The following is a 25,858-nucleotide window of genomic DNA, read 5'->3' as shown; positions in this document are numbered from 1 at the left end:
ATGGTTTTTTGTTTGTTGTTTATTGTTACTTGCTACACTGCTTATAGCCTATTGCTTACAGCCTAAAGCTAAAACACAAACTCCTCGTCCTGGTTTATAAAAACAAAGGGGATCTTTTTATCGGCCATAGTTTTTACCAGGATTTTACATTGAATATAAGCTCCGAAACTCATGTTTTTATCATACGAAAATTTGATTTCGGCCTTCGGATTGATTACCAAACTATCTAAAAATGGCTTTAGATTCTTTTTCGGAAAATCATATATTTTTCTTCCACTGTATCTTATCATTCCATTCTTCTTAAAATACAATTGACTTCTGTTGTTGGCAATTTCCATTTTGTAATACACTTTCGTGAAAGGCAAAAAAGCAAGGTTCTTCCCAATCGAATCTGCGTAGGAATAATAATTCTCCGCGTTTTCGTTTTTATGGGCGCTGTCAGCTCGCTTTTTCTCCTGTAATTTCATTACTTCGGGAATTACCAGTTTTAAAGGCAGACGTTTGTCAATATTGAAAATCCAATTGGTCGAAATAATACTGTTTTTTCGGTTTACATCGGCAATGGTATCTTTTCCCTGAGCTTTAAAGAAAATGTAAACGGGTGAAAGATCTTGTACGTCTTTCACAATCGTAACATCGGATTTTGGAAGCAAAACGTCTTCTTTTTTACCACAAGAGAAAAGTAGGAAAGCAATAATCAGCGTAAAGTATTTCATGTTTTTATAGTACTTTAAATTAACCTATTTATAAATTGTTATTTTCTTTTAAAATCAGGTATGCAAAAACTCCCAATCGCTCCGGAACTAAATGTAAACACAACATTATCTTTATAAAACATTTTAGAACAATCATCCGAACTCTCCTTTTGTTCCTGTTCATTCAGATTACTATCAAAAATCAAGTAACTTAAAACTCCCATTCCTCTAAAACCGTATTCCAATTTAGTAGGATTTCCATTTGTTATTCCAATGCAATTTACATTCTCTAATTTGTCGTAAAGTTCATTAAAGGTTGTATTACTCCATTTAAGTTTCTTTTTAACTTCTTCTAATGATTTTGTCCTTCCATCATAATACGAAGACTTTTTAGATGCAACATAATCTTCAAAATCAACATTCCATTCCTGAAATAATAATTCTGTTTTACCCGGAATATTTGTTGGTTGGTAAACAAATAAATCAATTTCATCTGAATCGTTATATCTTATTCTAACAATATAGTTTTTTGGAACTATCTTATTAAAATATTCTTTCAACTCTTTAATTTCATTGATCTTTTCACGATAGTTCCTTTTTAGATCTGATGAATCTTTATTAGCACAGCTTGCCGCACAAATTCCAATAAAAAGTAAACACAATAAATTTTTAATCATTTTTTTCTATACTAGAGTATTACTCAAACTCATTTTATTAAACAAAGTCACGCATTCAACCGCTTCTTTCACATCGTGAACACGCAGTATTTTAGCTCCTTTTGTCAAAGCAACTGTATTCAAAACTATTGTTCCGTTTAGCGCATCGGCAGTGGTATCTTTTCCCTGAGTTTTAAAGAAAATGTAAACGGGTGAAAGGTCTTGTACGTCTTTCACAATCGTAACATTGGATTTTGGAAGCAAAACGTCTTCCTTTTTACCACAAGAGAAAAGTAGGAAAGCAATAAGCAGCGTAAAGTATTTCATAAGCTTTTTTATTTTTTTTATACATCGCAATAATCGACAATATTGTCATTCCGAGGAACGAGGAATCACAGTTGCTGAATCGACAAAGATTGACTTTTCTTTGCGGAGTTTCTTGCGGTGATTCCTCGTTCCTCGGAATGACAAAGCTGTCGTTTAAATATGTAATTTGTTAAATAAAGTCACACATTCCACCGCTTCTTTTACATCGTGAACACGCAGTATTTTAGCTCCTTTTGTCAAAGCAATTGTATTCAAAACTGTTGTTCCGTTTAGCGCTTCTGACGCGGTATTGTTTAATGTTTTATAAATCATCGATTTTCTCGAAACCCCCGCCAAAACAGGCAATTCCAATAGATTAAAAAGTTCCGCTTTTTGCAAAACTTCAAAATTTTGCTCGGTTGTTTTTGCAAATCCGAAACCCGGATCTAAGATTAAATCATTGATTCCAAGGCTTCTTGCTTTTTTAACTTTCTCTGAGAAGTAAAAAAGCATTTCTTTTACAATATCGTCATACTGTGTGAGGCTTTGCATCGTTTGTGGGTTACCGCGCATGTGCATCATGATGTAGGGCACGTTGTAGTGCGCAATCACCTCAAACATTTTATCATCCAACTCGCCTGCTGCAATATCGTTTATAATAGCAGCACCGCTTTCGATACTCGCTTTGGCAACGGCAGCTCTAAAAGTATCAATTGACAATAAGGTTTCCGGAAAGTGTTTTAAAATCAACTCGATGGCCGGGACAATACGTTCAATTTCTTCCTGTTCCGTCACAAACTCAGCACTTGGTTTACTCGAATAGGCGCCAATATCAATAAAGGAAGCCCCTTCTGAAAGCATTTTACCCACCTGTGTGACGATTTCCTCTTCATTTTTATACTTTCCCCCATCAAAAAAAGAATTGGGCGTCACATTCAAAATCCCCATTACTTTAGGAATCGACAAATCGATAAGCTGGCCTTTGCAATTAATTGTCATTTGTTGTTGTTTTTTTGTTTCAAGTTTCAGGTTTGAAGTTTCAAGTTCTGGAACACACGCAATCTGCGTCAACTTGAAACTTGAAACCTGAAACTTTTTACATTCTTTTCCACTTTCAGGTTATTGGCATTAACACTTTGTTTAGAAAAAACTTGAAACAAAGAAAACCTGAAACTTGAAACTCTTAAAAAATTATCCTTATTTTTGAAGAAATTTTTAGCAAATATACAGCAATAAATGAAGAATACTTCCCTTGAATTTGATAATGTAATTACGGTTTGCCGTACTTTGTTTATTAACAAAATGAAAGATTATGGCAGTGCATGGCGTATTTTAAGATTGCCATCCTTAACCGATCAGATATTCATAAAAGCACAAAGAATTAGAAGCTTACAGGAAAATGAAGTCCGTAAAGTAGACGAAGACGAAAAAGGAGAATTCATCGGAATCATCAATTATTCGATCATGGCCCTTATTCAGTTGGAACTTGGAGTTGTGGAGCAACCCGATTTAGATGTTGAAAAAGCAACCGAATTGTATGATGCTAAAGTCAAACAAACCAAAGAGTTAATGGAAGCCAAAAATCACGATTACGGCGAAGCGTGGCGTGACATGCGTGTAAGTTCCCTTACCGATTTGATTCTGCAAAAAATACTTCGTGTCAAACAAATCGAAGACAATAAAGGCAAAACGCTGGTTTCTGAAGGCATCGATGCCAATTATCAGGACATGATTAATTATTCTGTTTTTGCTTTAATCTTAAATCCTATCACTAAATAAAATTCCAATTTTAAAAATCCCAAATCCCAAAATTTTATTGAAAAGTTGGAATTTGGAATTTTAGTTTTGGAATTTTAAAATCATTATTTTTATGAAAAACATCATTACTCAATTTTCCAGATTATTTGTCGGTGTACTATTTATTATTTCCGGACTAATTAAACTAAACGACCCTGTTGGTTTCTCCTATAAATTGGCCGAGTATTTTAGCGAACCGGTTTTTAATATGCCTTTTCTCGAACCATTGGCTTTAGGATTAGCGATTTTTTTAGTAATTCTCGAAGTAGTTTTGGGTGTTATGCTGTTGGTAGGATACAAATCAAAACTTACGATTTGGGCTTTGTTGTTATTAATCGTTTTCTTTACCTTCCTTACCTTCTACTCTGCTTATTTTGACGTTGTTAAAGACTGTGGATGCTTTGGAGATGCCTTACACTTAACGCCTTGGCAATCGTTCACAAAAGATACTGTTTTACTTTTCTTTATTCTGATATTGTTCATCAATAAAAAACTGGTAAAACCTTTGTTTTCAAAATTTGTGACCAATATCCTCACTTTGATCAGCATTATTTTGTGTGTTATTATGGCCGTTTGGGTACTTAACCACAATCCGATCAAAGATTTCCGTCCGTACAAAGTAGGAAGCAATATCGAGAAGGGAATGGAAATTCCTGAAGGTGCTCCAAAATCGGTTGTGGAGATGATTTTTATCTACAAAGTAAACGGTGTTGATAAGGAATTTACTGAAAAAGACCTGATGAACATTCCCGAAGGCGCTACGTTTGTAGACCGAAAAGACAAAGTAATTACGGAAGGTTATGTACCGCCAATTCATGATTTCACCATGACAAAAGACGATTCTGATTACAAAGAAGAATTGCTTAAAGAGCCTAAATTACTGGTATTTGTAACCTACGATTTAAAACTTTCTAATCCTGAAGGAATGAAAAAACTGGAAGGTTTAAACAAAGAAGCTAAAACAAAAGGCTACAAAGTAATTGCTATGACGGCTTCTGGCCCCGATGAAATTGCAAAAGCAAAAAAACAATATGGTTTAGAAGTTGATTTCTATTTCTGTGATGCCACTACGCTAAAAACGATCGAAAGAGCCAATCCAAGTATTGTAGTACTGCAAAAAGGAACTGTAGTTCAAAAAGTACACTATAATGATACTGCCGATTTAAAACTATAAAACCTCAATTCTAAAGGTAACCCCAATTTACAAAGTCCGCAAAGTTTCATCGCTTTGCGGACTTTTTTTACTCCAAAAAATAACTTCAAAATCTGAATTTACAGGAGCCTTTTTTTGATCAAATCTGACGTTTTTTTTCCTCCAAAAACTAACGCTCCCGAAAAAAAGTTTTTCTTTTTTTATTTCCTGAATCCTTTTTTTCTGAAAATCCCCTCCAAATTGAAGTCAGTTGCGCCAACTATTACGATTTCACTCCTCCTTTTTTAACCGAAACAGACTCATTTGTGATAATATAAACGACTCTTCAAATTTTGTTAATCTCCATTTGGCATTCCATTTGTTTGTTTAACTTTGTTCAAAATCATTTATCACTATGAAACAAATAACGCTAATTCTAATTGCATTTATTACTTTTTCGTGCTCACAAGCTCAGAAAACAAGTTTTTCTAAAGAAGCTTTGTCTGAAAAATTATTAGCAGCTGATGGAAGTCAGGTTGCTTTCAAAGACATTTTAAAAAAATACAAAGGCAAAACTTTGGTTATCGAAGTTTGGGCTTCCTGGTGTGGCGACTGTGTAAAAGCCATGCCTCATTTAAAAGAGCTACAAGCCAATAATCCTGATGTTTCGTACTTGTTCCTTTCTGCTGATAAAACGGCCGATAAATGGAAAGCAGGAATTGAAAAACACGAATTAAAAGGCGATCATTTTATGATGAATGATGGTATGAAAGGTTTATTTGGAAAAGCAATTGATTTAGACTGGATTCCAAGATACATCATTGTAGACAAAAAAGGAAAAATTGTACTCTACCGTGCCATTGAAAAAGATTTCGATAAAATCAACGAAACTTTAAAAGGTTTAAAATAAAACCGAAAGATCAATTGCACTGACAAGCATACATTTCAATAAAATAAAAGCAAAAAAATAAAAACTACCAAAATGAGAAAAAAGATTGTTGCAGGAAACTGGAAAATGCATAAAAACGCAGCACAAACTGAAGAATTATTAAGCGAATTAATTACTAAAATACCTGCAAAAACTACTGCTCAAGTAATTGTAGCGCCAACTTTTGTAAACTTGCAGGCTGCCGTTGCCAAATTAAAAAACACCACCATCGGTGTTGCCGCACAAAACGTTCATCAGGCTGAAGGTGGTGCATTTACAGGAGAAATTTCTGCTGACATGTTAACTAGTGTTGGTGTTAATACCGTAATTCTTGGTCACTCTGAGCGTAGAGCCATTTTTCACGAAACAGATGCCTTAATCGCGAATAAAGTGGATACTGCCCTGAAACATGACATGACCGTAATTTTCTGTTTTGGAGAAGAATTAAAAGATCGTCAGTCAGACAATCACTTTAATATTGTTGAAAATCAATTGCGTGACGGATTGTTCCAAATTGCAAAAGAATCATGGTCAAAAATTGTTTTAGCCTATGAGCCGGTTTGGGCAATTGGAACAGGAGAAACTGCTTCTCCGGAGCAAGCACAGGAAATGCACGAATTTATCAGAGAGGTAGTTCGCAAAGCATTTGGAGCTGCTATCGCTGATGAAGTTTCTATTCTTTACGGAGGTTCTGTTAAACCGGAAAATGCTAAAGAAATCTTCTCTAAACCAGACGTAGACGGAGGTTTAATTGGAGGAGCTGCTTTAAAAGCAGATGACTTTTTAGCTATTGTTACTGCTATTTAGATAATTAGGCAATTAGACAATTAGGTAATTAGATAATTAAATACTCTAATTGCTGAATATCTTAGCAACTTAGTACCTTATAAAAAAAAAGCGTTCATAAGAACGCTTTTTTTCACATCAACTCTTTCCTAACTTACTTAAGATATGCTTTTAAGAGCGGGCAATTGTACTTTTGAAAAGCGGTCGTTTTTCGATATACCGAATAAAAATTAAACAGCTCCTGCCCCGCTTTAAACGGGTTCTTCTCTTCTTCTTCCGCCGAAACTAAGCTGGCGTAATGATCGTAATAATTACATTCAAAAATCATTAAACTGGCCAAAGCTTTTTCGTTATTGTTTTTAGACATCTTCAACGCTTTCTCATAGTACATTTTGGCCATTTTCAAATTATAATAATTGCCTTTCTGATATTTCTTTTCATTTTCCGAATTGTCTCCATACACATAATCCACATACGACTCGCCCGATGTCCAGTCGTAGGCCGTCATCATCCAGGAATTTCCCAAATACGAAACATTGAAATAGGCATGTGCCAGTTTCAGGTTACTTGTCGCCGTATTTTGCTTTTTTAACCGAATCAGCTCCCCTATAAAATTGGTCTTATTAAAACGATAATTAAACTTGCGTTCTTCTGCTGTTTGAAGGATTTTAGGCAGGAAGGGGTTTTCGTTCAAATAGTCTTTATAGGCATAGTTTTTCTCCCAAAAATCCTGTGGCATCCCCGCGAAAGTTTTATAAGCCAGTTCTAAATCGTTGTTACGGAATGCAATTGTTCCCTTCAGATCTTTATAATAATTGACATTTAGGGCAATAGTTCCCGAACAAATGTAGGTTTCAAATGGCGTTTTGTCTTTTTTCTCCTGCAGCGCTATCAAACGGTCTATATCCGCTACCGTCGCGTTATTTCGGTCAAAATAACCGATGTAATTGTAAAAATAAGGGTTGCCATATCCGGAGTATTCTCCTTCGTTTTTAATATCCGATTTCATAGCCAGTAAACCTGCTGTAACACGATCGTCTTGTTTGGCAAAATCGGCACTGGCAATTCGGTACAAACTGTATAAGTTCTTAAACAAACCATAGTCCTTTTCTACCAGACTTTCAACGGAATCAAAGTATTTGAAAAGCTGGTTTTGAACTTTTTCGTTCTTCAAATCATCTTGTTTTAAAGAAACCAATGCCAATTGAATGTTCTTCTGCATTTGTATGGAAGGATTGGCCTTTTCGGAAATCATAGCGGTGTATTTTTTTCCGAGATCAATTTCATCTCCAATAAAACAAAGCTGAGCAATTGCCGCTGTGATATAATCCTTTTGCTCACCCGAAGTCTGTTCGCGTATAGAAATTAAAAAATATTCCAGGGCTCTTAAGTGCAAAATGTCTTTGTTGAAATTTTCATCTTTTGCTTTTGCGTAATTCTCATACCAGGCCGTACTGTCAAAAACAACTGAAGGGGTTCCGTCATTCGTATACATCGGTGTAAAAATCCAGTCTTCGAGTTTGTTAATTTCTCTTCCAATCAAAAAACTCAGATACAAGCTATTCGGACTCAGCTTATACACTTCCTCAATTGTTTTCAAATCGGGTGCGGGATTGCGCAAACTTTCAATAGCCAAAATCACACTTCGCTCTTCGTCATTTTGGGCCAATGCCAAAGTTTCTGTGGTTAATTTCCAGTTGTAATGTTGTAAAACAGCAAACGATTTTTCTTCGCAGGAAGCAAAAACTTTACTCAGTAAATAATTCTGCAAAGGCAAATCTTCAATGCACAAAGCTTTATAATACAAAGCCCATGGCTCTAAAATAGTGTTTTTATGATCTGCAAAATAAGTATCATACAAACGAATCACTTCAGCCTTATCGGTCGCATAAAAACTGTACCTCAGCATTAAAAAGGCATAACGCTGTTTTAAAAAGGGATCACGTGCCGTTCTGATTTTCTTTTCAAAATCACCAACCTCTGCGAGTTTATGATCTTTACTATCATAGCTCACCGTGTCCCAGCTTTCCCACTTTACATCGGTATTGCTGTTGTATTCGAGTTTTTTAGCAAACAAAATATAGTTTAAGAGCGCTTTATTTTTGGATCCTAGCAGCGCTTCAATAAAAGTATTCTTTTCAAAAACTTTCTTTAACGACTTGGTTTCATAAGCGGTTTCAAATGTCTCAGCATCCGTTTCATACAAAATAACATGTACGTCCTTTGGATCGACCTGACCGCCCAGTTTTTTCGTCCATTCTACACAATTCAACTCCTGATCAACACCCGAAACGGTATTGGTTGTATAATAATTATCGGCCGAATAATAAAAGGGTGTCAGCTTAAAAAAGCCTTCGCGTTGGGCTTTGAACAAAACCAACCTGCTCGTTTCAGGCGAAACACTCCAGCCACAGGCCAAAGAGACCTGAACACTTAAAACAAAAAGTAAGCTACTAAAAACGCGCATAATAACCGGATATATTTTGGGTTCCATAATCATTGATATATTTTTTATCAAAAGAGAAAAACGTCACTTTGGTCTGATTGTCTATCGGAATTTTGTTTTTTACGATGGAAATCATCTTATCGAGCTCGTCCTCTGAAATTTTCTCGATCCTGATTTCATCACCGTTTCTCAAATACGTTTGTCCGACCAAAATGTCATCCTGCAGCCTGTATTTAGACTCTGATACTTTCTTTAATTTAACGGTATCATTCTGAAGTCGATCGTAATCTGATAAAATTCCCTTAAACTGATTGCCTCTAAAAACCACTGCCCAACTGTATAATGGCAGTGCAATATCAAGCTTTAACGGGTATTTATCATGGGTAATGTATTGAGCCAACTCTTCACTGGTTCCTATAGAATTCTTTGTATTAAATTCTTCCGGTTTTGTGATATTGTAACACATGAGCAAACCTTTGTCTACCGGCGGAACCCCCGCTTTTGAAGCATATTTGTACTGCCACAGTCTGATAGTAGCCGAAACCGGAGTGGCCGAATATCGCTTCTTGATTTGCTTTAATAAATAAAAATAATTGTCTTTTGATTGCTCCGACCAGTCGCAATCAATCAAAATTTCTTTGAAATCCACTTTCAATTTTGCCATTTCAATTGATTTTACCGAATCATAGTTCAGCTGTTTGCGATTTTCTTGTTTGTAATAATCCTTGGGATAAACAATCGCACCTGCCGTTTTTTCGGCCTTTGTCTCGTTTATTTTAACACCAATCTGTTCAATACGCTTGGCAATTCGTACCGCCAGACTGTCCAGTTGTTTCTTGTTGGATTGCAGAACAACTTCATTGGTAATAAAAATACTTGGTGTAATTTCGGGATTGCTTTCATTTAATCTCACATCCAAAATTGTCGCAACCGGCAAAGGTTCTTTGGCATAAGGATTCCAATCGACATCAAAAAAACGAACGTATAAGTGTTTCACCTTCAAATCTCTGATGAGAGAATCTTCCTTACTTTCGAAATTTAAATCGGTTTTCCAGTAACAAAACGATCGTACCACTTCATGTTCCTTCTCACAGGTAGCTCCGTTAAGCAGTACAAAGAGCAAAATAAAAACGATATTCTTCATATTTTAAAAATCCTTACAAATTCCAATCAAAATTAACATTTATTAAGGTAAGGATATAGATTATTTATGAACAACTTCTGCTTTGGATTCTTACCTTTGCAAAAAAATTATTTATGTCGAATATATATTTAGGGTACCATTTTACGGTTGAACCAAAAGAACCAGGTTCAGAAATTTTAATTGCTGAATTAGGCGAAAAAGCGTTTGAGACTTTTACAGAAACGGAAAACGGAATTTCGGCTTTTGTAAAAAAAGATTTATGGGACGAGAATATACTGGACGACATTTATATCTTACAATCTGAAGAATTTAAAATCGAATACACGATTGAAGAAATCGATCAGGTGAACTGGAATGAGGAATGGGAGAAAAATTTTGAAGCCATTGATGTAGACGGTAAATGCCATGTTCGTGCTCCTTTTCACGAGAAAACGGATGCTGAATTTGATATTGTAATCGAACCAAAAATGAGTTTTGGAACAGGACATCATGAAACCACACATATGATGATCCAGCATTTACTCGAAATTAATGTTGAAGGTTTAAAAACACTTGATATGGGATGCGGAACAGCTATTTTAGCCATTCTGGCCGAAATGAAAGGTGCTCAGCCTATCGACGCTATCGATATTGACAACTGGTGTTACCTCAATTCGATCGAAAATGCCGAACGCAATAATTGCAAACACATCTCCGTTTATGAAGGCGATGCTGCTTTATTGGCCGGAAAAAAATACGATTTAATCATTGCCAACATCAACCGAAATATCTTGTTGAACGATATGCAAAGTTATGTTGACTGTTTGAATCCAAACGGAATACTGCTTTTAAGCGGTTTCTATGAAGAAGACATTCCGTTTATCGATGCTTCCTGCACCGAAAAAGGTTTAACTTATGTTAAAAAGTTTCAAAGAAATAACTGGGTTTCATTAAAATACGTAAATTAGATAGTTGATTATCTGTTTATTAAACAGTTCACAGATTTCATTATTTTTCTAAATTTTAATTAATCTGTGCGCTATATGCCTAAAAATTAGTAATTCACAACAGTACAAAAACGTAAAAAAATGAGTACTAAAGAAAAAGTAAGAGAAAGAGTTCGCGAAAAGGAAGCGACAGGTTTCAATAACGAAATCATTGTTTACAACGACGATGTAAACACTTTTGATCATGTAATTGACACCTTAATGCGAGTTTGTAGTCATACGCCGGAGCAAGCAGAACAATGTTCCCTGATTGTACATTACAATGGGAAATGCACTGTAAAAACAGGACCTATGGACAAGTTAAAACCACAATGCACACAACTTTTGGAAGCCGGATTAAGCGCCGAAATTGTTTAAGTGTAAATAATTTAAAAAAGATTCTATTTTATTCTATATTTGAATAAAATAGAATCTTTTTTTTATGGAAGAATACGGAAAGATATTGATTATTGCGACGCCGGTTTTTTTAGTATTAATTATAATCGAAAAATTATACGGCATTTACAAAAAGAACGACACTGCTCCTTTGATTGACAGTGTATCGAGCATTAGCTCCGGAATTACCAATTCGGTAAAAGATGTTTTGGGACTGAGCCTGACTTTTATTTCTTATGAATGGATGGTTTCTAAAATTGCGCTTTACCATTTAGAAGCCAACGTTCTCTCCTATTTTATTGCCTTTTTTGTAATCGACTTTTATGGTTACTGGAGTCATAGATGGGCCCATCAGATTAATCTTTTCTGGAACAAACACGCCATTCACCACAGCAGCGAAGAGTTTAATCTTGCCTGCGCATTGCGTCAGCCTATTGCAAGTCTTGTTAATCTCTTTACTTTTTTACTGATTCCGGCAGCCTTATTAGGAGTTCCGGCTTCCGTAATTGCTATTACCCTGCCGCTGCATTTATTTTTGCAATTCTGGTACCATACCAAACACATCAATAAAATGGGATTTCTCGAATACATTTTGGTTACCCCTTCACATCACCGTGTACATCATGCTATAAATCCCGAATATTTAGACAAAAACCATTCTCAGATTTTTATTTTCTGGGACAAGCTTTTTGGTACTTTTCAGGCAGAGTTAGACGATGTTCCACCTGTTTTTGGTATTACAAGACCGGCACAAACCTGGAATCCTATCCGCATTAATTTCCAGCATTTGACCTTGCTGATTAAAGATGCCTGGCGTGCTGAAAACTGGAAAGACAGGCTCACCATCTGGTTTAAACCAACCGGCTGGAGGCCCGAGAATTTTGAAGAAAAATATCCGGTAACCAAAATCGAAAATGTTTTTGCTTTTAATAAATATGGGACTCAAAATTCTAAAAAACTAATTTATTGGTCGGTAACTCAAATGTTAGTCACTTTGCTGTTTGTGACTTATTTGTTTGATAATATTGCCAAAATTGGATTGCCAAACATCTTTATTTACGGCTTTTTTATCCTGATTACGATTTACAGTTACAGCGAACTAATGGACAAAAGCAAATATGCGGTTTTCTGGGAAGCGTTGCGCTTTGGCATTGTGATTGCAATTATAAGCTATTACGGAGACTGGTTTGGTTTAAACAATGTATTTCCTTATTTCAATTATATCATTCTTACTTATTTAACCTTATCCTTTTTAGCCACCATTTACTTTGTAAATATCGATTTTAAAAACTACCAAAACCAACCTGTTAATTCATAAAACGATTATGAGAAATACCTTTATTTTTAAAACCTATATTGCTTTTAGTATTTTATATCTAATTGTTTTATTTCTGGAATATCAAAATTTAGACTTGTATTTAAAACCTGTTTTAGTACCGTTATTGGGCTTTGGCGTTTATTTTAATCGAAAATTCCGTACCCGAAAAATCCTTTTGGGGGCATTATTATTCTCCTGGATGGGTGATGTTATTTTGCTCTTTGCAGATATTGGCGAAATCTACTTTATTCTGGGCCTCCTTTTTTTCCTGATTGCCCACCTGCTGTATTGTGTATTGTTTAACAAACAAGCTAAAAGAGACATCTACATTAACAAAGTACTGTTCGGCGCCGGAAGCCTTCTTATCGCTTTTTATTTAATTGGAATGATTATGTTTCTGATGCCAAACCTGGGCGAATTAAGAATACCGGTAATTATCTACGCTGCGGTAATTTCTACCATGCTTTTATTTGCTTTTAACGGAGGGCTTAGCTGGAAAAAACCAGGAAGTTTCTATGTTCTGGCAGGAGCCGTTTCATTTGTTCTTTCTGATAGTATCCTGGCGTTTAATAAATTTCATGCTCCCATAGAAAAAAGTTCCTTTTTTATAATGCTTACCTATCTTGTGGCACAATATCTGATTGTAATTGGTATATTAAAACTGAATTTGAAGGAAGCAGATTAAGCTACGGATGCAGCCGATTTATACTTTTTTTATAAATCTTTTAATCGGTATTAACTCTAGCAAAAAACGCTTTACCTTTGTAGGACCAATCTCAATAAACCATGAAAAAAATAACCCTTTTTATCCTTTTAATCCTTACCACAGCTTCGTGTATAAGCACAAAATCGACTTTAAAAAATGTAGATGACAATGCTCCGGATCTTGTTTTAAAGAAAGACAATACGTTTGTTATCACACAATTCAGCAACGATAAAAAATACGGTTATGATCCTGATTATCCAATCAATATTTTTTTCCAAAATACCCGCAATGAGGCTTTAAACGAAACTCGTTTTCTAAATGCTCTGGCAGGGCCAAATGGCGAAAAAATCACCTATACGCGCTTAGAAACCTGTTGTCCGTTTCCAACCAAAAGAAGCGACATGGGGGCCGGATTCTTAAATGTCTATGAATTGAAGTGGGACGGGCAAAAGAAACCAATAAAACTCTATTTGAACGTTTATGAAAAAGGTATTTTAATGGTTCCGATGGGATTGCGTTTGAAGAGCAATTAAAAGAACAAGCCTAAAATCAAATTACATCCCGAATTACAAAATGCTGGCAAGTATACCGCTCATTTTACTTATTCTTCCCTTACTGTTTCAGATTATAGCCGGTAAAAAAGCAATTGACCAAATTATCCCCTTAAAATTCGGGGCGGTTTGTTTGATTAGTTGCATCGCACAAATAATAGTTCCGGTTCTTTCCTTTTACATTGCCACCTACAATGCCAATGTTTATAAGGAACAAAATCCAAATTCGCTTAAATGCGGAATGGAGTTTGTGGGGGCATTTTATGCTTGCCTTTCTTTTTGCTTTTATTCTAATCGTGACGATAATCATACAGTACTTCATCAAACGATCATACGAAAAATAATTTTCCCACAAGCATGATAAATGTCATCCATTAGTCTTTGGCATTATCTTAATATTGCGCTGCATTAAAAAGATATGATTTCAAATGAGCTCACTATTAAATTCAGTAATTCCGCTGAAGATTAAGTCCTAAAAGCAGGATTTGCTTCTTAAAAAAAACTTAAATCTTCATCTGCTATTCATAAATCATAACTACCTTTGCACTGTCAAAAAAAACACACTATGAACATACAACATATTCCACAAATTAAGCATACAGAAAGCGGAAACTTCTTTTTATTGGCAGGGCCTTGCGCTATCGAAGGAGAAGAAATGGCGCTTAGAATTGCAGAAAAACTAGTTGGTATTACCGACAATCTTCAAATTCCTTTTGTATTTAAAGGATCTTTCAAAAAAGCCAACCGTTCCAGAATTGATAGCTTTTCGGGAATTGGTGACGAAAAAGCATTAAAAATATTACGAAAAGTTTCTGAAACTTTCCACGTTCCAACTGTAACAGACATCCATACCAATGAAGATGCTGCTATGGCGGCACAATACGTTGATGTTTTGCAAATTCCTGCATTCCTGGTTCGCCAGACTGACCTGGTTGTTGCTGCGGCAAACACCGGAAAAACGGTAAACCTGAAAAAAGGACAATTTATGAGTCCGGAAAGCATGAAACATGCGGTACAAAAAGTACTGGACTGTAACAATGAAAACGTTATGGTTACCGATCGCGGTACTATGTTTGGTTACCAGGACATGATTGTTGACTACAGAGGAATCCCTACTATGCAGCAATATGCTACTACCGTTTTAGATGTGACACACTCGTTACAACAGCCTAATCAAACTGCCGGAGTTACAGGCGGAAGACCTGATATGATCGAAACTGTTGCCAAAGCGGGTATCGCTGTTGGTGTTGACGGTATTTTTATCGAAACTCATTTTGATCCTGCTAATGCAAAAAGTGATGGCGCTAATATGCTTCATTTAGACTATTTCGAAGGTTTAATGACCAAATTGGTAGCCATTAGAAAAACAGTTAATTCATTCTAATTACTTAATACCATTTCATTGAAAACAAATATTATAATTTTCTTTTTGTTGTGCTTCTCAGCAAACACTTTTGCACAGGAAGAAATCGCAGTACAAAGATATACCGCCCACAATAAAGGAAAATTTTTCGTTTCCTGGGGAGGAAACAGAGACAGTTACACCAAATCTGATGTGAATTTCAGAGGGAAAGACTACAACTTTACGGTTGATAACATGAAAGCTCATGACAAACCAAAAGGATGGCATATTGATTATGTAAATCCGGTTAACATGACCATTCCGCAAACTAACTTCAGAATGGGATATTTCTTTAGCGACCACTACAGTGTTTCGGTTGGTTGGGATCACATGAAGTATGTAATGAGCCAAAATCAAACCGCAAATGTTAATGGATATATCAATTTACCTGTTGATCAGGCCGGATCTATTTACAACGGAGTTTACAACAACAGACCGGTAGATATGTCTCAGGGTGGTGCTCAGGAAGGTGGTTTCGGAAAAGGTGAAGTTGGAAGCGGTACTGCTTTTTTAATGTACGAACATACAGACGGTTTGAACTATATTAATACGGAAGTTTCCAGACATGATGATATTTCTAAATTGTTTGGTATCACTAACACGGATAAAATTCAGGTTAATTTGACTGAAGGTGTAGGTGTAGGACTTTTGTACCCTAAAACCAATACTACTCTTTTAGGAAAAGAACGTCATGATGATTTTCATATTTCTGGTTATGGTCTTTCTGCAAAAGCGGGAATCAACCTTACTTTCTTCAAGTATTTTTACATACAGGGTGAGTTAAAAGGTGGTTACATCAACATGCAGGATATCAGAACTACACAAAGTAGTGAAGACAGAGCATCACAGGACTTTTTCTTTTTGCAGCGAATTATTGCTGTTGGAGGAATTTTTAGAATCTAATATTTCTTAAAATTATATTTAAAAATAGTTATCATTTTGGTAACTATTTTTTTTTGACCTTTATTTGTCCTGATAATTTGTGAACGGGGGATTAAGGTGTTGGTTTCAGGTTTCAGGTTTCACATTTTACAGATCACATTTCACATTTCACATCTCACATTACACCTTTACAAAATGAAAAAATCAAAATCTCTCTTTTTAGGAATTACCTTTTTACTCAGCTTTGGGTGTGCTTTGTTTGTTGCGCTTCAGGTTTTCCCCAACAATCCTTTTTCGCACGCTAAAACGAAAGAAAAAACGACCTTACAAGACAAAATTAAAGATGGTGACCTTATATTCCAAACCTCTCAGTCTCCTCAATGTGAAGCGGTACGAATTGCAACCAACTCTAAATTCTCACATTGTGGCATCATTTACGATATCAACGGAAAATGGTTTGTTTTTGAAGCGGTTCAGCCTGTAAAACTTACTCCTTTTGATGAATGGATTCAGCACGGAAAAAACGCAGATTATCTTGTAAAACGATTGAAAAATGCCGATGCCGTTTTGACTCCTGTGGTTCTTCAAAAAATGAAAGCATACAGTCAGCAATTTGACGGAAGAGAATACGATGCCTATTTTGAGTGGAGCGATACCCGAATTTATTGCTCTGAGCTGATCTGGAAAATTTATAAGAATGTGGCAAACATTGAATTGTCGAAATTGAAACAGCTGAAAGATTTTAATCTAACCGATCCAAGAGTACAAAAAATACTAAAGGAAAGATACGGAAATGATGTTCCTCTTGACGAAAAAGTAGTCGCTCCCTCCGATTTGGTCGATTCTGAGCTCCTAAAAACGGTAATTGACACCTATTAAAAGCCATTTTTTGTCTGTATTGAAAGAGAAAGCAGAACCATTTCGTTTCCAAAAACTTACACTTTTACACCTCTATTAACTTTTCAACGAATTAATCTGTTTTTCAACGAATATTCATTAAAATTGTTAAAAACAAATCATAAATGTAAAATTTTAGTGTTATTTTAGTAAGACAAATTTTAAATTAGGTTTAACTATGATTAATAGAGCACCTAAATTATCCAGAAACAATCTGCACTTTTTTTCGCAGTTCGAAGACTTTTTTGACTCTTCACCAGATTTGTTGTGTATTGCAAGTTTTGACGGTTATTTTAAAAGAATAAACCCAGCTGTCTCTAAATTACTGGGCTATACCGAAGAAGAATTACTATCGCTCCCTATAAACGATTTTGTTTTTGAAGCCGATAAAATGAGAACCGCAAATGCCCGAAAAGACCTTACCCTGGATATCGGTCTCTATAATTTCGAAAACCGCTATGTAACCAAAACCGGCACTATTGTCTGGCTCTTATGGAGTTCTGTTCCGATTGCCAAAGACAGACTGGTGTATGCCATTGCCAAAAACATCACCTTTAAGAAAGAACTCGAACAGGAAAGAAACCTTCATTTGGCTGAACTCACCAAACAAAACAAAGAACTCAAACAACTCACCTATACCACGGCCCACGATTTAAGATCTCCTGTAAACAATCTTTTGGCCGTTTTTGATCTTTTGGATACCTCTACTATAACCGATCCTGAAACGCTTGAATTAATCTCTGTTATTCAAACTTCCACACAAAGCTTAAAGAAAACGCTGATCGATCATGTTGCGCTGCTGGATAAAAAAAACGAGGAAGACGAGCAGTTAGAAATGCTGAATTTTGAAGTTGTTTTAGAAGAAGTTTTATCCTCAATCCATTCGCTCATTCAAAATTCGAAAACAAAGCTTATAATTGATTTTTCGGAGGCAGAAACCATTCTCTTCAATAAAACATCTCTAAAAAGTATATTCCTCAATCTGATTACCAATTCGATTAAGTATTCAAAACCCGGTTTTTTGCCTGTTATTCACTTTAATTCCCTTCGTTCTAACGGAACTACCCAATTGATTATTTCGGATAACGGAATAGGCTTTGACATGGAAAAAGTAAAAGATAAGATTTTTGGACTGCATCAAAAATTCAGTTCGAATAAGGACAGTAACGGAATTGGTCTCTATCTGGTTTACAATCACATAACAAACCTAGGAGGTCACATTTGTCTGGAAAGCCAACCCAATGAAGGGGCTAAATTTACGATTACGTTCTGAGAACTTCTTTAAAATTCCAAACTTTAAATTCCAAATTCCAAATATTAGCAACCCGACTGGAACTTGGTTTTTGAAGTTTGGAATTTTTTTAATTCAAATCCCAAATAAAAAAATTCCAATAAAAAAATCCCAAATTCCAAATTCTAATAAGAGCGATCCTACTGGAATTTGGATTTTGAAGTTTGGATTTTTTTTTCAAATCCCAAATAAATAAATTCCAATAAAAAAATCCCAAATTCCAAATTCTAATAAGAGCGATCCTATTGGAATTTGAAATTTGAGATTTGGAATTTACTTTTATAAGTTTAGTTCGCCGCTGGAAGAACAATTCCGCCCTGATCCATTAAATACATCAAAGTTGTCATTGTTGCTGCTCCAAGCTCTAGTTCTCTTTTGTTGATGGCGTCAAATTTATCGTTTGCTGCGTGGTGGTAATCAAAATAACGTTGTGAGTCCGGTTTCAAACCTGCTTTCACAATTGCTTTAGACGTTAAATGATTGATGTCTGACCCTGCGTGACCAATAGTGAAGCTATGTACCAAATATGGCTCGAAAAGGTCTTTAAAACCTGCTATTTTCTTGAAATTAGCATCATCTGCTTCGATTGAAAACCCTCTTGGGCTAAATCCTCCTGAATCGCTCTCTAAAGCAAAAATATGATTCTCGTTCTTTTGTTTCGAAAGTTCTTCATACTTCGCTCCTCCTTTACCACCATTTTCTTCATTCATAAACAGCACTACACGAATGGTGTTTTTAGGCTTATAGTTTAAATTTTTTAAAATTCGAACTACTTCCATACTTTGCACTACTCCTGCTCCGTCGTCATGCGAACCATCCGCTAGATCCCAGGAATCCAAGTGTCCGCCAACAACCATAATGTTGCCAGGGTTTTCTGTTCCGGTAAGTTCTCCAACTACGTTATAGGATAAAACATCCGGCAGCGTCTCACAAGATTGTTTGAAATAAAACTTTAAAGACGGGTTTCTTTTTAGTGATTTACTCAACAACTCAGCTCCATTGGTGCTAATTGCAGCGGTTGGAATGTACTGGTCTTTTGGTAAATCACCATAACTTTGAGCTCCTGTATGCGGAAAATCATCTAAGCGTAAGTTCATCGAACGTACGATAGTTCCAACTGCTCCTAGTTTTGCTGCTTCTTTTGCACCAGCATATCTTTGATCTACACAGGCTCCGTAAGATCTAAAAGTTTCGATATTTTCCGGGTCCATTGGTCTGTTGTAAAATACAATTTTGCCTTTTACCTTATCGCCCAATTCCGCCAGTTCTTTTATTCCTTTTACTTCGATTACTTCAGCGGTAAGTCCCGTTTTTGCAGTAGCAACTGATCCTCCTAAAGCACAAATAGGCACTACCGTTTTTGTTTTATTGTCTAAAATATACGCGGTTTCTTTTTCGCCACGCACCCAATGCGGAACCATTACTTCCTGCAGGTACACTTTATCAAGACCAAGAGTCTCTAATTGTCTTTTGGTGTATTGCACTGCTTTTTCGGCACTTGCAGAACCTGACAAACGGCTTCCGATATCGTTAGACAAATACTCTAACCAGGTGTAACATTTAGACTCGGTCAGAGCTTTTTTATAAAATAATTTAATGTTTTTCTCATCATTTGACTGTGCAAAAGATGTCAATCCGTTTAAAACTAAAGCAGTTAAAAGAATCGTTTTTTTCATAGGTTGTATAGCATTTTGGTTGTTACACAAAGGAACAAAATTCTTTAGAACTGCCATCGCTTTTATGTAACGATTTGGAAAAAAAATGAGAATTATTTTACTTCCTGCAATTCGTTTTTCACTCCAATTCCGTTTTCATTGAACGCTTCAATCGTAAAATAATAGGTCGTTCCTTTATCCAGCCCTCTAAAATCATAAGAACTATCGTCGTAGACCATAATGCTGTTATACAATTTGTCCGGTGAAATGCCGTAATAGATATTGTAACCAATAGCATTACTTTGTTTTTTCCAGGAGATCATGGCGTTTCGCGAATCAGCTGTATTTCGCACTACTTTAAAATCCGTAACCGGTTGTGGTTTTTCTGCCAATCCGTTTCCAAATACTCTGAAATCTGAAATAGCAAATAAACCGGAAGCATTATGAATGTTGACCATTTTAATGTAACGGGCCTTAATTGCTTTTGTCAGTTCAACGTAATCATGCGGAACGTCTTTTGCATTTTTAGATTTATCGATTACCAATTTCCAGTTTACGGCATCGTCAGACATAAAGATTTTATACTGATAATAAATGTCCATTGCCTTGTTGAATTGCGTTGCTTTATGATCGGCATAATTGATCTGGAGCGCCTGAATTTGCATTTGTCTGCCCAGATCCAACTGTAACCATTCTCCCGGATTCGCTGTTTTTGCTGACCAGTAGGTTTGAATATTTTCATCGGTTAAATTCTCTGCTCCGTAGCAAAACTTCTCATATACTTTTTTCCCGCCGTTGTCCATTCTGTGGGTTTCCACTTCCATACATTCTTCTGAAGAAGAAACGGTCACAGGCTTTTTATATGAAAGTAACATCCAGCCGGAGGAAGCTCCTCTTTCCTGGTTGCGTTTTTTGGTTGGCAAAACGATCGGAAAATCTCCGTAAGCGGTGATGGAATACATGACATCGTCTTTGTCAAATCCGGCAGGAAACATATCAATACGACGCTCAAAACGGTCTTTGATGGAGATTTTACAGGTTCCGGTATTCCAATAATTTCCATAATTGTCCGCAAAAGTATTTCCGTGTCCGGCTCCAATTACAAATCCTCCCGGTTTATACGACATCGGATTGTGTTTTTGATAGGTAAAAGGCCCCAGCGGATTGTTTCCAACATGTACGCCATTGGCATAACCTTTAAATTCAGTAGCAGGAGCTCCGTATTGCATGTAGTATTTACCATTGTGTTTGGTCATCCAGGCGCCTTCTATAAAATTCCCCAGGGTGCGGGTTCCATATCGTTATTGGGTCCAAAACGCTCCCAACCGTGATTGGCAGGATCAAGACCTGCGACTTCTTTTATTTCGCCATAAGCACGTTGAATGTCTTCTACTTCAGTGGCTTTGTATAGTTTTTCGTAAGCTGCCTGATCGCCTTTTGGAAGCCAGGTATTGTAATCGACTTCTACGCCTACAAGCGGTAATTTTCCACTTGAACCGTAATACATATATACTTTTTTATCATCGTCCTGAAAAATAGCCGGATCCCAGGTTGGCAGCATCGCTTTGTCGATATGTCGCAACCATTGTCCCGATTTTGGATCGGCAGTTTTCCAAACAGGATGGTCTCTTTTCCAGGTTGATCCCACATAAAATAAGGTATCGTTAACCACCCATGCCGCAGGGGCGCATTGGTCATCATCGGCAGGGCGGCGCTGAAAACTGCCGTACACAAACTTCCAGTCTGACATATCTTTGCTCCAAAAATACCCCGCCTGATTGGTGGCAAACAAATAATACTCTCCTTTGAAGGTGATAATTACCGGATCGGCACTCGAACGACGGGATTCCGGAATGCCATTGTGATTCTCGGTGGTGTAATTGTAGCCGATATTAACCGGATTGCAGTAGGTTGAGGCTTTTTTGTTGGGGTCAAACCATTCGGTCTTACCTGGAATTTTAGTATTTTGTGCAAGTATTGTATTGCTTAAACTAATCAGCATCAGCATAACAGCTACTCCATATATTTTTTTCATAGGATGTTTTTATATAAAAGGTTTTCTCCAAAAGGGAAAACACAGTTTCAATAGTTCTATTTTTTCTGTTTTATCCTTTGTTTTAACAACTCAGGTTCATTGGTAGTGATATAATTGAATTTATGATCAATTATCCAGTCCATATCGGCCGTTTCGTTTACCGTCCAGGCATTTAAAATAACATTATACGCTTTAGCTTCTTTGATCCACTCCGGATGTTTCTTAAATACTGAATAATGATAATCAACGCCGTTTATATGATCTGCTTTAACTTCTTTTGGAGATTTGTTTCCTTCGAGATACTGTAAACTTGCCCGGGAATCGACTTCTCTGATTTGTTTCAGAATTTCGTAATCAAAACTAATGTAGCAGGTACTTTTATCTGCTTTCAGTTTATTGATTGTTTCGACCGCCTTCAACGCCGTTTTTCTTCCTCTTTCTTTACTTATTTCTGAAGGTTTTATTTCACAAACCAAAAGGGTGTGCTTGTTATTTCTCTTGCCTTCAGCTATATACTCGTACAAGGTTGGAAGCTTCTCTCCGTTTGAAAGTTTAAACTTTATAAGATCGGCATAATTTGTTTCCTCAATAAGCAATTTGTTATAATGTGCGTCATGATTGATAACGAGTGAATCATCGGCTGTTCTCCAAACGTCAAACTCTGAACCGGGAAGTTTTAAGTCGATGGCATGTCGCAGAGCTGCTATCGAATTTTCAGGGAGATTGTTCTTTTTCCATGCCCCTCGATGTGCCACTATTGCATTTTCTTTCACACAGCAGGACTGAAAAGCAATTGTTATTGTTAAAAGTAATGATATCCGAAATGCTTTAGTAGTATTCATTATTTTGAATTTATGTTTTATAACCTATATCGTAAACTGTATTGACTGCGCAAATATCCAAAAGAATTAGTTCTCCCTCAGTTTGAGAAAGGCCGTCACCCCCTTTGTAAATTTACGAATACAAACTTTTAATATGTATGAAAATACTGTAATATATTTTATAAGAAATATCTTTCTTTTTATTATTTTATTTAATATTGCATTATAATTTTAAAAATTCAATTTATGGAAGAGCAAGAAAATTCAGGAACTTACCCGGTTAAAACTGATGGTGACAATGGTACTGTTATAAATGCCGTTTTTTCTCAATTAAGAAGTAGTCATACTACCTTTGATGGGGAACCTTATGATGCAAGTATAGCCAACACTTCATTTGCCAGTTTCTACATGCAATTTTTTGATGCGCAAGGTCATGTCCAAGGTCAGACTTATAATTACAATGGTGATAGTGGTCTATGGAATCTGAATGGTGATGCAACATACCCAGTGTACAATGATCAGGTTTCTGGTGCTATTGATATCGATTTTTCATCTAATAGTTAATGTTGAACCTATTTAAAAAAAGCCCTTCGCAAACCAAAACACGAAGGGCTAATCACTAATCAATAAACCAACTAATTAGTTAACTCAAAGCTAACTTTCTTATCGGCATCTGAATTTCCACCTACGAAAACATCAAACTGCCCAGGTTCTGCTACAAATTGTAGGTCAGAATTATAAAATTTTAAATCTTCAACTGTGATCTCGAAAGTCACGGTTTGTTTCTCCCCTTTTTTAAGGGTTATTTTTTGGAAATTTTTAAGCTCTCTAACAGGTCTTGTTACAGATCCAACCAAATCTCTGATGTACAACTGCACGGTTTCTTTTCCATCATAGTTTCCGGTGTTGGCAACATCTACGGTTACTTTCAATTTACCATTTGAATTCATTTTATCAGCTGAAATCTTCAGGTTTGAATACTCAAAAGTGGTATAACTTAAACCAAAACCAAATGGGAACAACGGTTCATTTCTTTCGTCAATATAGTTTGATCTGAATTTTTCGAATTTACCTTCTTTGTTAACAAGAGGTCTTCCTGTATTTTTGTGTGCATAATAAATCGGCAACTGCCCCACACTTCTTGGGAAAGTTGATGTTAATTTTCCGGAAGGGTTCACATCACCAAACAAAACGTCGGCAATAGCATAACCTGCTTCGGTACCGGCAAACCAAACATTTAAAATAGCCGGAACGGTTTCGTTTTCCTCTTTTATCACTAACGGACGCCCGTCAAACAATACTAAAACAACCGGTTTACCTGTTTTTAGTAAGGCATTTAATAAATCTTTCTGGGCCTGTGGAATTTCTAAGTTCGTACGGCTGCTTGATTCACCGCTCATTTCGGCAGATTCTCCCAATGCTGCAACAATTACGTCTGACTGATTAGCCACTTTTAAAGCTTCTGCCAGTAATTCTTCTTTTGAACGAGTATCACGGTGTAAGGTTTTACCAAACATGGTTGCTTTGGTTTCAAACTCTTCATCGTAATCTAAGTTGCTTCCTTTAGCATACAATACTTTTGTAGAAGCTCCCGCTACTTCTTTGATTCCTGCCAAAAGTGAGATCGCATTTTCCATTCTTGTAGCCACACTCCAGGTTCCCGGCATGTTTTCTTTTGCATCTGCCAAAGGTCCGATTAAAGCAATTGTACCTGATTTTTTAAGTGGTAACAATTGATTTTGGTTTTTCAGTAAAACCAAGGATTGTGCTGCTGTCGAACGTGCTTCTTTTCTGCTGCTTGCCGTAAAGATTTCTGTTTTTGCTCTGTTGGCATCACAATATTTATACGGATCACTGAATAAACCTAAATCGTATTTTGCTTCTAAAATAAGTTTAACCGCGTTATCGATAGTCTCGATGGTTACTTTTTTCTCGTCTAATGATTTTTTCAAAGTCCCTAAGAAACCTTCACCTACCATGTCCATTTCTACACCTGCGTTTAGCGATAAAGCCGAAACAGCCTGTAAATCTCCCATTCCGTGTTCGATCATTTCAGGGATTCCGGTAAAATCGGTTACTACGAAACCTTTAAAGCCCCACTGTTTTCTTAAAACATCGGTCATCAGCCATTTGTTTCCTGTTGCAGGGATTCCGTCGATCTCATTGAAAGAAGCCATTACCGAACCTACTCCTGCATCAACAGCGGCTTTGTAAGGAGGAAAATAGTCGTTGAACATTCTGATATGACTCATATCGACTGTATTGTAATCACGTCCTGATTCCGGTGCTCCGTATAAAGCGAAGTGTTTTACACAGGCCATAATCGAATTGTTTTTTGAAAGATCATGCTGCTGGTACCCATTTACCATCGCTTTGGCAATCTGGCTTCCTAAATACGGATCTTCTCCTGAACCTTCAGAAACTCTTCCCCAACGCGGGTCACGAGAAACGTCTACCATTGGTGAGAATGTCCAGTTGATTCCGTCAGCACTGGCTTCCTGCGCTGCAATTCTGGCGCTTCTTTCGATCAGGTTCATGTCCCAGGTACAAGATAATCCCAGTGGAATTGGGAAGGTGGTTTCGTAACCGTGAATGACGTCCATTCCGAAAATCAATGGAATTTTCAGACGGCTTTTCTCCACCGCAATTCGTTGTACTTCTCTAATTTTTTGAACTGATTTAATATTGAATAAACCTCCAACTTTACCTTCAGCAATTTTTTTCGCCACATCAGAACTGTTTGCCTGTCCTGTAGTAATATCTCCAGAAGTCGGTAAATTAAGCTGTCCCAATTTTTCGTCCAGTGTCATCTTTGACAATAACTCTGCTACAAACTCTGATTTCGGTTTGATTTTTACTGTATTTTTAGTGTTCTTTTTCTGGGCGTATCCGAGAACAGCACATCCTAAAAATAGTAAGACTAATTTGTTTTTCATGTGTATTAATATTTGTTTTTGGAGCATGAAACCGCTTTCTTCGTTTCATTTATGAGTTGAAATCGAAGCGTTTTCATTTTAATCTATTTGTTTTTTGTATTCGTTTTTATCGT

Annotated in this window: 24 protein-coding genes and 1 pseudogene; 14 read left to right on the top strand and 11 right to left on the bottom strand. The window is 36.4% G+C overall.

The genetic code is table 11. The annotated features are described in order from the left end of the window. Positions 1 to 68: 68 nt before the first annotated feature. From OLM61_RS16025 to folP, 4 genes and pseudogenes are all read right to left on the bottom strand, one after another. Positions 69 to 716: a hypothetical protein gene (locus OLM61_RS16025; RefSeq protein ID WP_264523619.1), complete on the bottom strand. Its 648-nt coding sequence runs from the start codon at positions 714 to 716 to the stop codon at positions 69 to 71. Positions 717 to 754: 38 nt separating this feature from the next. Further along, on the bottom strand, positions 755 to 1,372 hold the full coding sequence (locus OLM61_RS16020; RefSeq protein WP_264523618.1) for a hypothetical protein: 618 nt from the start codon (positions 1,370 to 1,372) through the stop codon (positions 755 to 757). A gap of 6 nt (positions 1,373 to 1,378) precedes the next feature. Beyond that, a pseudogene (locus OLM61_RS16015) lies at positions 1,379 to 1,528 on the bottom strand (dihydropteroate synthase); the annotation flags it as partial. A gap of 303 nt (positions 1,529 to 1,831) precedes the next feature. After that, the gene (gene folP, locus OLM61_RS16010; RefSeq protein ID WP_264523617.1) at positions 1,832 to 2,656 is read right to left on the bottom strand and encodes a dihydropteroate synthase; all 825 of its coding nucleotides are present in this window, start codon (positions 2,654 to 2,656) and stop codon (positions 1,832 to 1,834) included. A gap of 237 nt (positions 2,657 to 2,893) precedes the next feature. On the opposite strand from folP, the gene OLM61_RS16005 reads away from it, so the two are divergent. The 4 genes from OLM61_RS16005 to tpiA all read left to right on the top strand — a co-directional run bounded on the left by OLM61_RS16005 (position 2,894) and on the right by tpiA (position 6,321). Further along, complete coding sequence (locus OLM61_RS16005) at positions 2,894 to 3,436, top strand: DUF1599 domain-containing protein (RefSeq protein ID WP_264523616.1); 543 nt, start codon at positions 2,894 to 2,896, stop codon at positions 3,434 to 3,436. A 91-nt stretch (positions 3,437 to 3,527) separates the two neighbouring features. After that, positions 3,528 to 4,628 (top strand): BT_3928 family protein, encoded by a 1,101-nt coding sequence (locus tag OLM61_RS16000; RefSeq protein ID WP_264523615.1) that lies wholly within the window; start codon positions 3,528 to 3,530, stop codon positions 4,626 to 4,628. A gap of 373 nt (positions 4,629 to 5,001) precedes the next feature. Further along, on the top strand, positions 5,002 to 5,496 hold the full coding sequence (locus tag OLM61_RS15995) for a TlpA family protein disulfide reductase (protein WP_264523614.1): 495 nt from the start codon (positions 5,002 to 5,004) through the stop codon (positions 5,494 to 5,496). A gap of 72 nt (positions 5,497 to 5,568) precedes the next feature. Next, on the top strand, positions 5,569 to 6,321 hold the full coding sequence (gene tpiA, locus OLM61_RS15990) for a triose-phosphate isomerase (protein WP_264523613.1): 753 nt from the start codon (positions 5,569 to 5,571) through the stop codon (positions 6,319 to 6,321). 133 nt (positions 6,322 to 6,454) lie between these two features. Here tpiA and OLM61_RS15985 read toward each other — a convergent pair whose 3' ends face one another. Together OLM61_RS15985 and OLM61_RS15980 are read right to left on the bottom strand one after the other, a co-directional pair. Then, positions 6,455 to 8,794 (bottom strand): hypothetical protein, encoded by a 2,340-nt coding sequence (locus tag OLM61_RS15985; protein ID WP_264523612.1) that lies wholly within the window; start codon positions 8,792 to 8,794, stop codon positions 6,455 to 6,457. Then, positions 8,754 to 9,890 carry a hypothetical protein gene (locus tag OLM61_RS15980; protein WP_264523611.1) on the bottom strand — a complete coding sequence of 379 codons (1,137 nt, stop codon included), beginning with the start codon at positions 9,888 to 9,890 and terminating at the stop codon, positions 8,754 to 8,756. The genes OLM61_RS15985 and OLM61_RS15980 overlap by 41 nt, the downstream gene beginning before the upstream one ends. Positions 9,891 to 10,003: 113 nt before the next feature. Between OLM61_RS15980 and prmA the strand changes: the two genes are divergently transcribed. The 9 genes from prmA to OLM61_RS15935 all read left to right on the top strand — a co-directional run bounded on the left by prmA (position 10,004) and on the right by OLM61_RS15935 (position 18,280). Continuing rightward, the gene (gene prmA, locus OLM61_RS15975) at positions 10,004 to 10,837 is read left to right on the top strand and encodes a 50S ribosomal protein L11 methyltransferase (RefSeq protein WP_264523610.1); all 834 of its coding nucleotides are present in this window, start codon (positions 10,004 to 10,006) and stop codon (positions 10,835 to 10,837) included. Between the two features lie 120 nt (positions 10,838 to 10,957). Next, positions 10,958 to 11,233 carry an ATP-dependent Clp protease adaptor ClpS gene (locus tag OLM61_RS15970; RefSeq protein WP_095381901.1) on the top strand — a complete coding sequence of 92 codons (276 nt, stop codon included), beginning with the start codon at positions 10,958 to 10,960 and terminating at the stop codon, positions 11,231 to 11,233. A 64-nt stretch (positions 11,234 to 11,297) separates the two neighbouring features. Continuing rightward, positions 11,298 to 12,569, top strand: coding sequence for a sterol desaturase family protein (locus OLM61_RS15965; protein WP_264523609.1), 1,272 nt, complete (start codon positions 11,298 to 11,300; stop codon positions 12,567 to 12,569). A gap of 7 nt (positions 12,570 to 12,576) precedes the next feature. Continuing rightward, positions 12,577 to 13,254 (top strand): lysoplasmalogenase, encoded by a 678-nt coding sequence (locus OLM61_RS15960; RefSeq protein WP_264523608.1) that lies wholly within the window; start codon positions 12,577 to 12,579, stop codon positions 13,252 to 13,254. Between the two features lie 101 nt (positions 13,255 to 13,355). Further along, on the top strand, positions 13,356 to 13,808 hold the full coding sequence (locus OLM61_RS15955) for a 2-dehydro-3-deoxyphosphooctonate aldolase (protein ID WP_264523607.1): 453 nt from the start codon (positions 13,356 to 13,358) through the stop codon (positions 13,806 to 13,808). A gap of 583 nt (positions 13,809 to 14,391) precedes the next feature. Beyond that, entirely contained in the window at positions 14,392 to 15,210 is an 819-nt protein-coding gene (gene kdsA / locus OLM61_RS15950) for a 3-deoxy-8-phosphooctulonate synthase (protein ID WP_173966851.1), read from the top strand. 18 nt (positions 15,211 to 15,228) lie between these two features. Then, positions 15,229 to 16,131: a hypothetical protein gene (locus OLM61_RS15945; protein WP_264523606.1), complete on the top strand. Its 903-nt coding sequence runs from the start codon at positions 15,229 to 15,231 to the stop codon at positions 16,129 to 16,131. A gap of 174 nt (positions 16,132 to 16,305) precedes the next feature. Next, positions 16,306 to 16,989, top strand: coding sequence for a YiiX family permuted papain-like enzyme (locus OLM61_RS15940; RefSeq protein ID WP_264523605.1), 684 nt, complete (start codon positions 16,306 to 16,308; stop codon positions 16,987 to 16,989). Positions 16,990 to 17,185: 196 nt separating this feature from the next. Beyond that, positions 17,186 to 18,280 carry a PAS domain-containing sensor histidine kinase gene (locus OLM61_RS15935; RefSeq protein ID WP_264523604.1) on the top strand — a complete coding sequence of 365 codons (1,095 nt, stop codon included), beginning with the start codon at positions 17,186 to 17,188 and terminating at the stop codon, positions 18,278 to 18,280. A gap of 305 nt (positions 18,281 to 18,585) precedes the next feature. On the opposite strand, the gene OLM61_RS15930 is transcribed toward OLM61_RS15935, so the two are convergent. The 4 genes from OLM61_RS15930 to OLM61_RS15915 all read right to left on the bottom strand — a co-directional run bounded on the left by OLM61_RS15930 (position 18,586) and on the right by OLM61_RS15915 (position 22,830). Next, positions 18,586 to 19,974, bottom strand: coding sequence for a M20/M25/M40 family metallo-hydrolase (locus OLM61_RS15930; RefSeq protein WP_264523603.1), 1,389 nt, complete (start codon positions 19,972 to 19,974; stop codon positions 18,586 to 18,588). A gap of 92 nt (positions 19,975 to 20,066) precedes the next feature. Continuing rightward, entirely contained in the window at positions 20,067 to 21,209 is a 1,143-nt protein-coding gene (locus tag OLM61_RS15925; RefSeq protein WP_264523602.1) for a discoidin domain-containing protein, read from the bottom strand. An 11-nt stretch (positions 21,210 to 21,220) separates the two neighbouring features. Then, on the bottom strand, positions 21,221 to 21,988 hold the full coding sequence (locus OLM61_RS15920; RefSeq protein ID WP_264523601.1) for a family 43 glycosylhydrolase: 768 nt from the start codon (positions 21,986 to 21,988) through the stop codon (positions 21,221 to 21,223). A gap of 56 nt (positions 21,989 to 22,044) precedes the next feature. Next, a complete protein-coding gene (locus tag OLM61_RS15915) occupies positions 22,045 to 22,830 on the bottom strand; it encodes a glycerophosphodiester phosphodiesterase family protein (RefSeq protein WP_264523600.1) in 786 nt (261 codons plus the stop codon). 225 nt (positions 22,831 to 23,055) lie between these two features. Here OLM61_RS15915 and OLM61_RS15910 point away from each other — a divergent pair, with 225 nt between their 5' ends. Then, positions 23,056 to 23,373 (top strand): hypothetical protein, encoded by a 318-nt coding sequence (locus OLM61_RS15910; RefSeq protein ID WP_264523599.1) that lies wholly within the window; start codon positions 23,056 to 23,058, stop codon positions 23,371 to 23,373. 71 nt (positions 23,374 to 23,444) lie between these two features. Here OLM61_RS15910 and bglX read toward each other — a convergent pair whose 3' ends face one another. After that, positions 23,445 to 25,745 (bottom strand): beta-glucosidase BglX, encoded by a 2,301-nt coding sequence (bglX, locus tag OLM61_RS15905; protein ID WP_264523598.1) that lies wholly within the window; start codon positions 25,743 to 25,745, stop codon positions 23,445 to 23,447. Between the last annotated feature and the right edge of the window lie 113 nt (positions 25,746 to 25,858).

It is taken from the genome of Flavobacterium sp. N502536, assembly GCF_025947345.1.
GTDB lineage: Bacteria > Bacteroidota > Bacteroidia > Flavobacteriales > Flavobacteriaceae > Flavobacterium.
Note: the sequence above shows the minus strand (reverse complement) of the source record. Positions and strands in the feature narration are given on the sequence as shown.

Excerpts from the sequence above, each read along its gene's own strand:
- OLM61_RS16025 (WP_264523619.1), bottom strand. The coding sequence starts at position 716 with ATGAAATACTTTACGCTGATTATTGCTTTCCTACTTTTCTCTTGTGGT.
- OLM61_RS16020 (WP_264523618.1), bottom strand. The coding sequence starts at position 1,372 with ATGATTAAAAATTTATTGTGTTTACTTTTTATTGGAATTTGTGCGGCA.
- folP (WP_264523617.1), bottom strand. The coding sequence starts at position 2,656 with ATGACAATTAATTGCAAAGGCCAGCTTATCGATTTGTCGATTCCTAAA.
- OLM61_RS16005 (WP_264523616.1), top strand. The coding sequence starts at position 2,894 with ATGAAGAATACTTCCCTTGAATTTGATAATGTAATTACGGTTTGCCGT.
- OLM61_RS16000 (WP_264523615.1), top strand. The coding sequence starts at position 3,528 with ATGAAAAACATCATTACTCAATTTTCCAGATTATTTGTCGGTGTACTA.
- OLM61_RS15995 (WP_264523614.1), top strand. The coding sequence starts at position 5,002 with ATGAAACAAATAACGCTAATTCTAATTGCATTTATTACTTTTTCGTGC.
- tpiA (WP_264523613.1), top strand. The coding sequence starts at position 5,569 with ATGAGAAAAAAGATTGTTGCAGGAAACTGGAAAATGCATAAAAACGCA.
- OLM61_RS15985 (WP_264523612.1), bottom strand. The coding sequence starts at position 8,794 with ATGGAACCCAAAATATATCCGGTTATTATGCGCGTTTTTAGTAGCTTA.
- OLM61_RS15980 (WP_264523611.1), bottom strand. The coding sequence starts at position 9,890 with ATGAAGAATATCGTTTTTATTTTGCTCTTTGTACTGCTTAACGGAGCT.
- prmA (WP_264523610.1), top strand. The coding sequence starts at position 10,004 with ATGTCGAATATATATTTAGGGTACCATTTTACGGTTGAACCAAAAGAA.
- OLM61_RS15970 (WP_095381901.1), top strand. The coding sequence starts at position 10,958 with ATGAGTACTAAAGAAAAAGTAAGAGAAAGAGTTCGCGAAAAGGAAGCG.
- OLM61_RS15965 (WP_264523609.1), top strand. The coding sequence starts at position 11,298 with ATGGAAGAATACGGAAAGATATTGATTATTGCGACGCCGGTTTTTTTA.
- OLM61_RS15960 (WP_264523608.1), top strand. The coding sequence starts at position 12,577 with ATGAGAAATACCTTTATTTTTAAAACCTATATTGCTTTTAGTATTTTA.
- OLM61_RS15955 (WP_264523607.1), top strand. The coding sequence starts at position 13,356 with ATGAAAAAAATAACCCTTTTTATCCTTTTAATCCTTACCACAGCTTCG.
- kdsA (WP_173966851.1), top strand. The coding sequence starts at position 14,392 with ATGAACATACAACATATTCCACAAATTAAGCATACAGAAAGCGGAAAC.
- OLM61_RS15940 (WP_264523605.1), top strand. The coding sequence starts at position 16,306 with ATGAAAAAATCAAAATCTCTCTTTTTAGGAATTACCTTTTTACTCAGC.
- OLM61_RS15935 (WP_264523604.1), top strand. The coding sequence starts at position 17,186 with ATGATTAATAGAGCACCTAAATTATCCAGAAACAATCTGCACTTTTTT.
- OLM61_RS15930 (WP_264523603.1), bottom strand. The coding sequence starts at position 19,974 with ATGAAAAAAACGATTCTTTTAACTGCTTTAGTTTTAAACGGATTGACA.
- OLM61_RS15925 (WP_264523602.1), bottom strand. The coding sequence starts at position 21,209 with ATGACCAAACACAATGGTAAATACTACATGCAATACGGAGCTCCTGCT.
- OLM61_RS15920 (WP_264523601.1), bottom strand. The coding sequence starts at position 21,988 with ATGAAAAAAATATATGGAGTAGCTGTTATGCTGATGCTGATTAGTTTA.
- OLM61_RS15915 (WP_264523600.1), bottom strand. The coding sequence starts at position 22,830 with ATGAATACTACTAAAGCATTTCGGATATCATTACTTTTAACAATAACA.
- OLM61_RS15910 (WP_264523599.1), top strand. The coding sequence starts at position 23,056 with ATGGAAGAGCAAGAAAATTCAGGAACTTACCCGGTTAAAACTGATGGT.
- bglX (WP_264523598.1), bottom strand. The coding sequence starts at position 25,745 with ATGAAAAACAAATTAGTCTTACTATTTTTAGGATGTGCTGTTCTCGGA.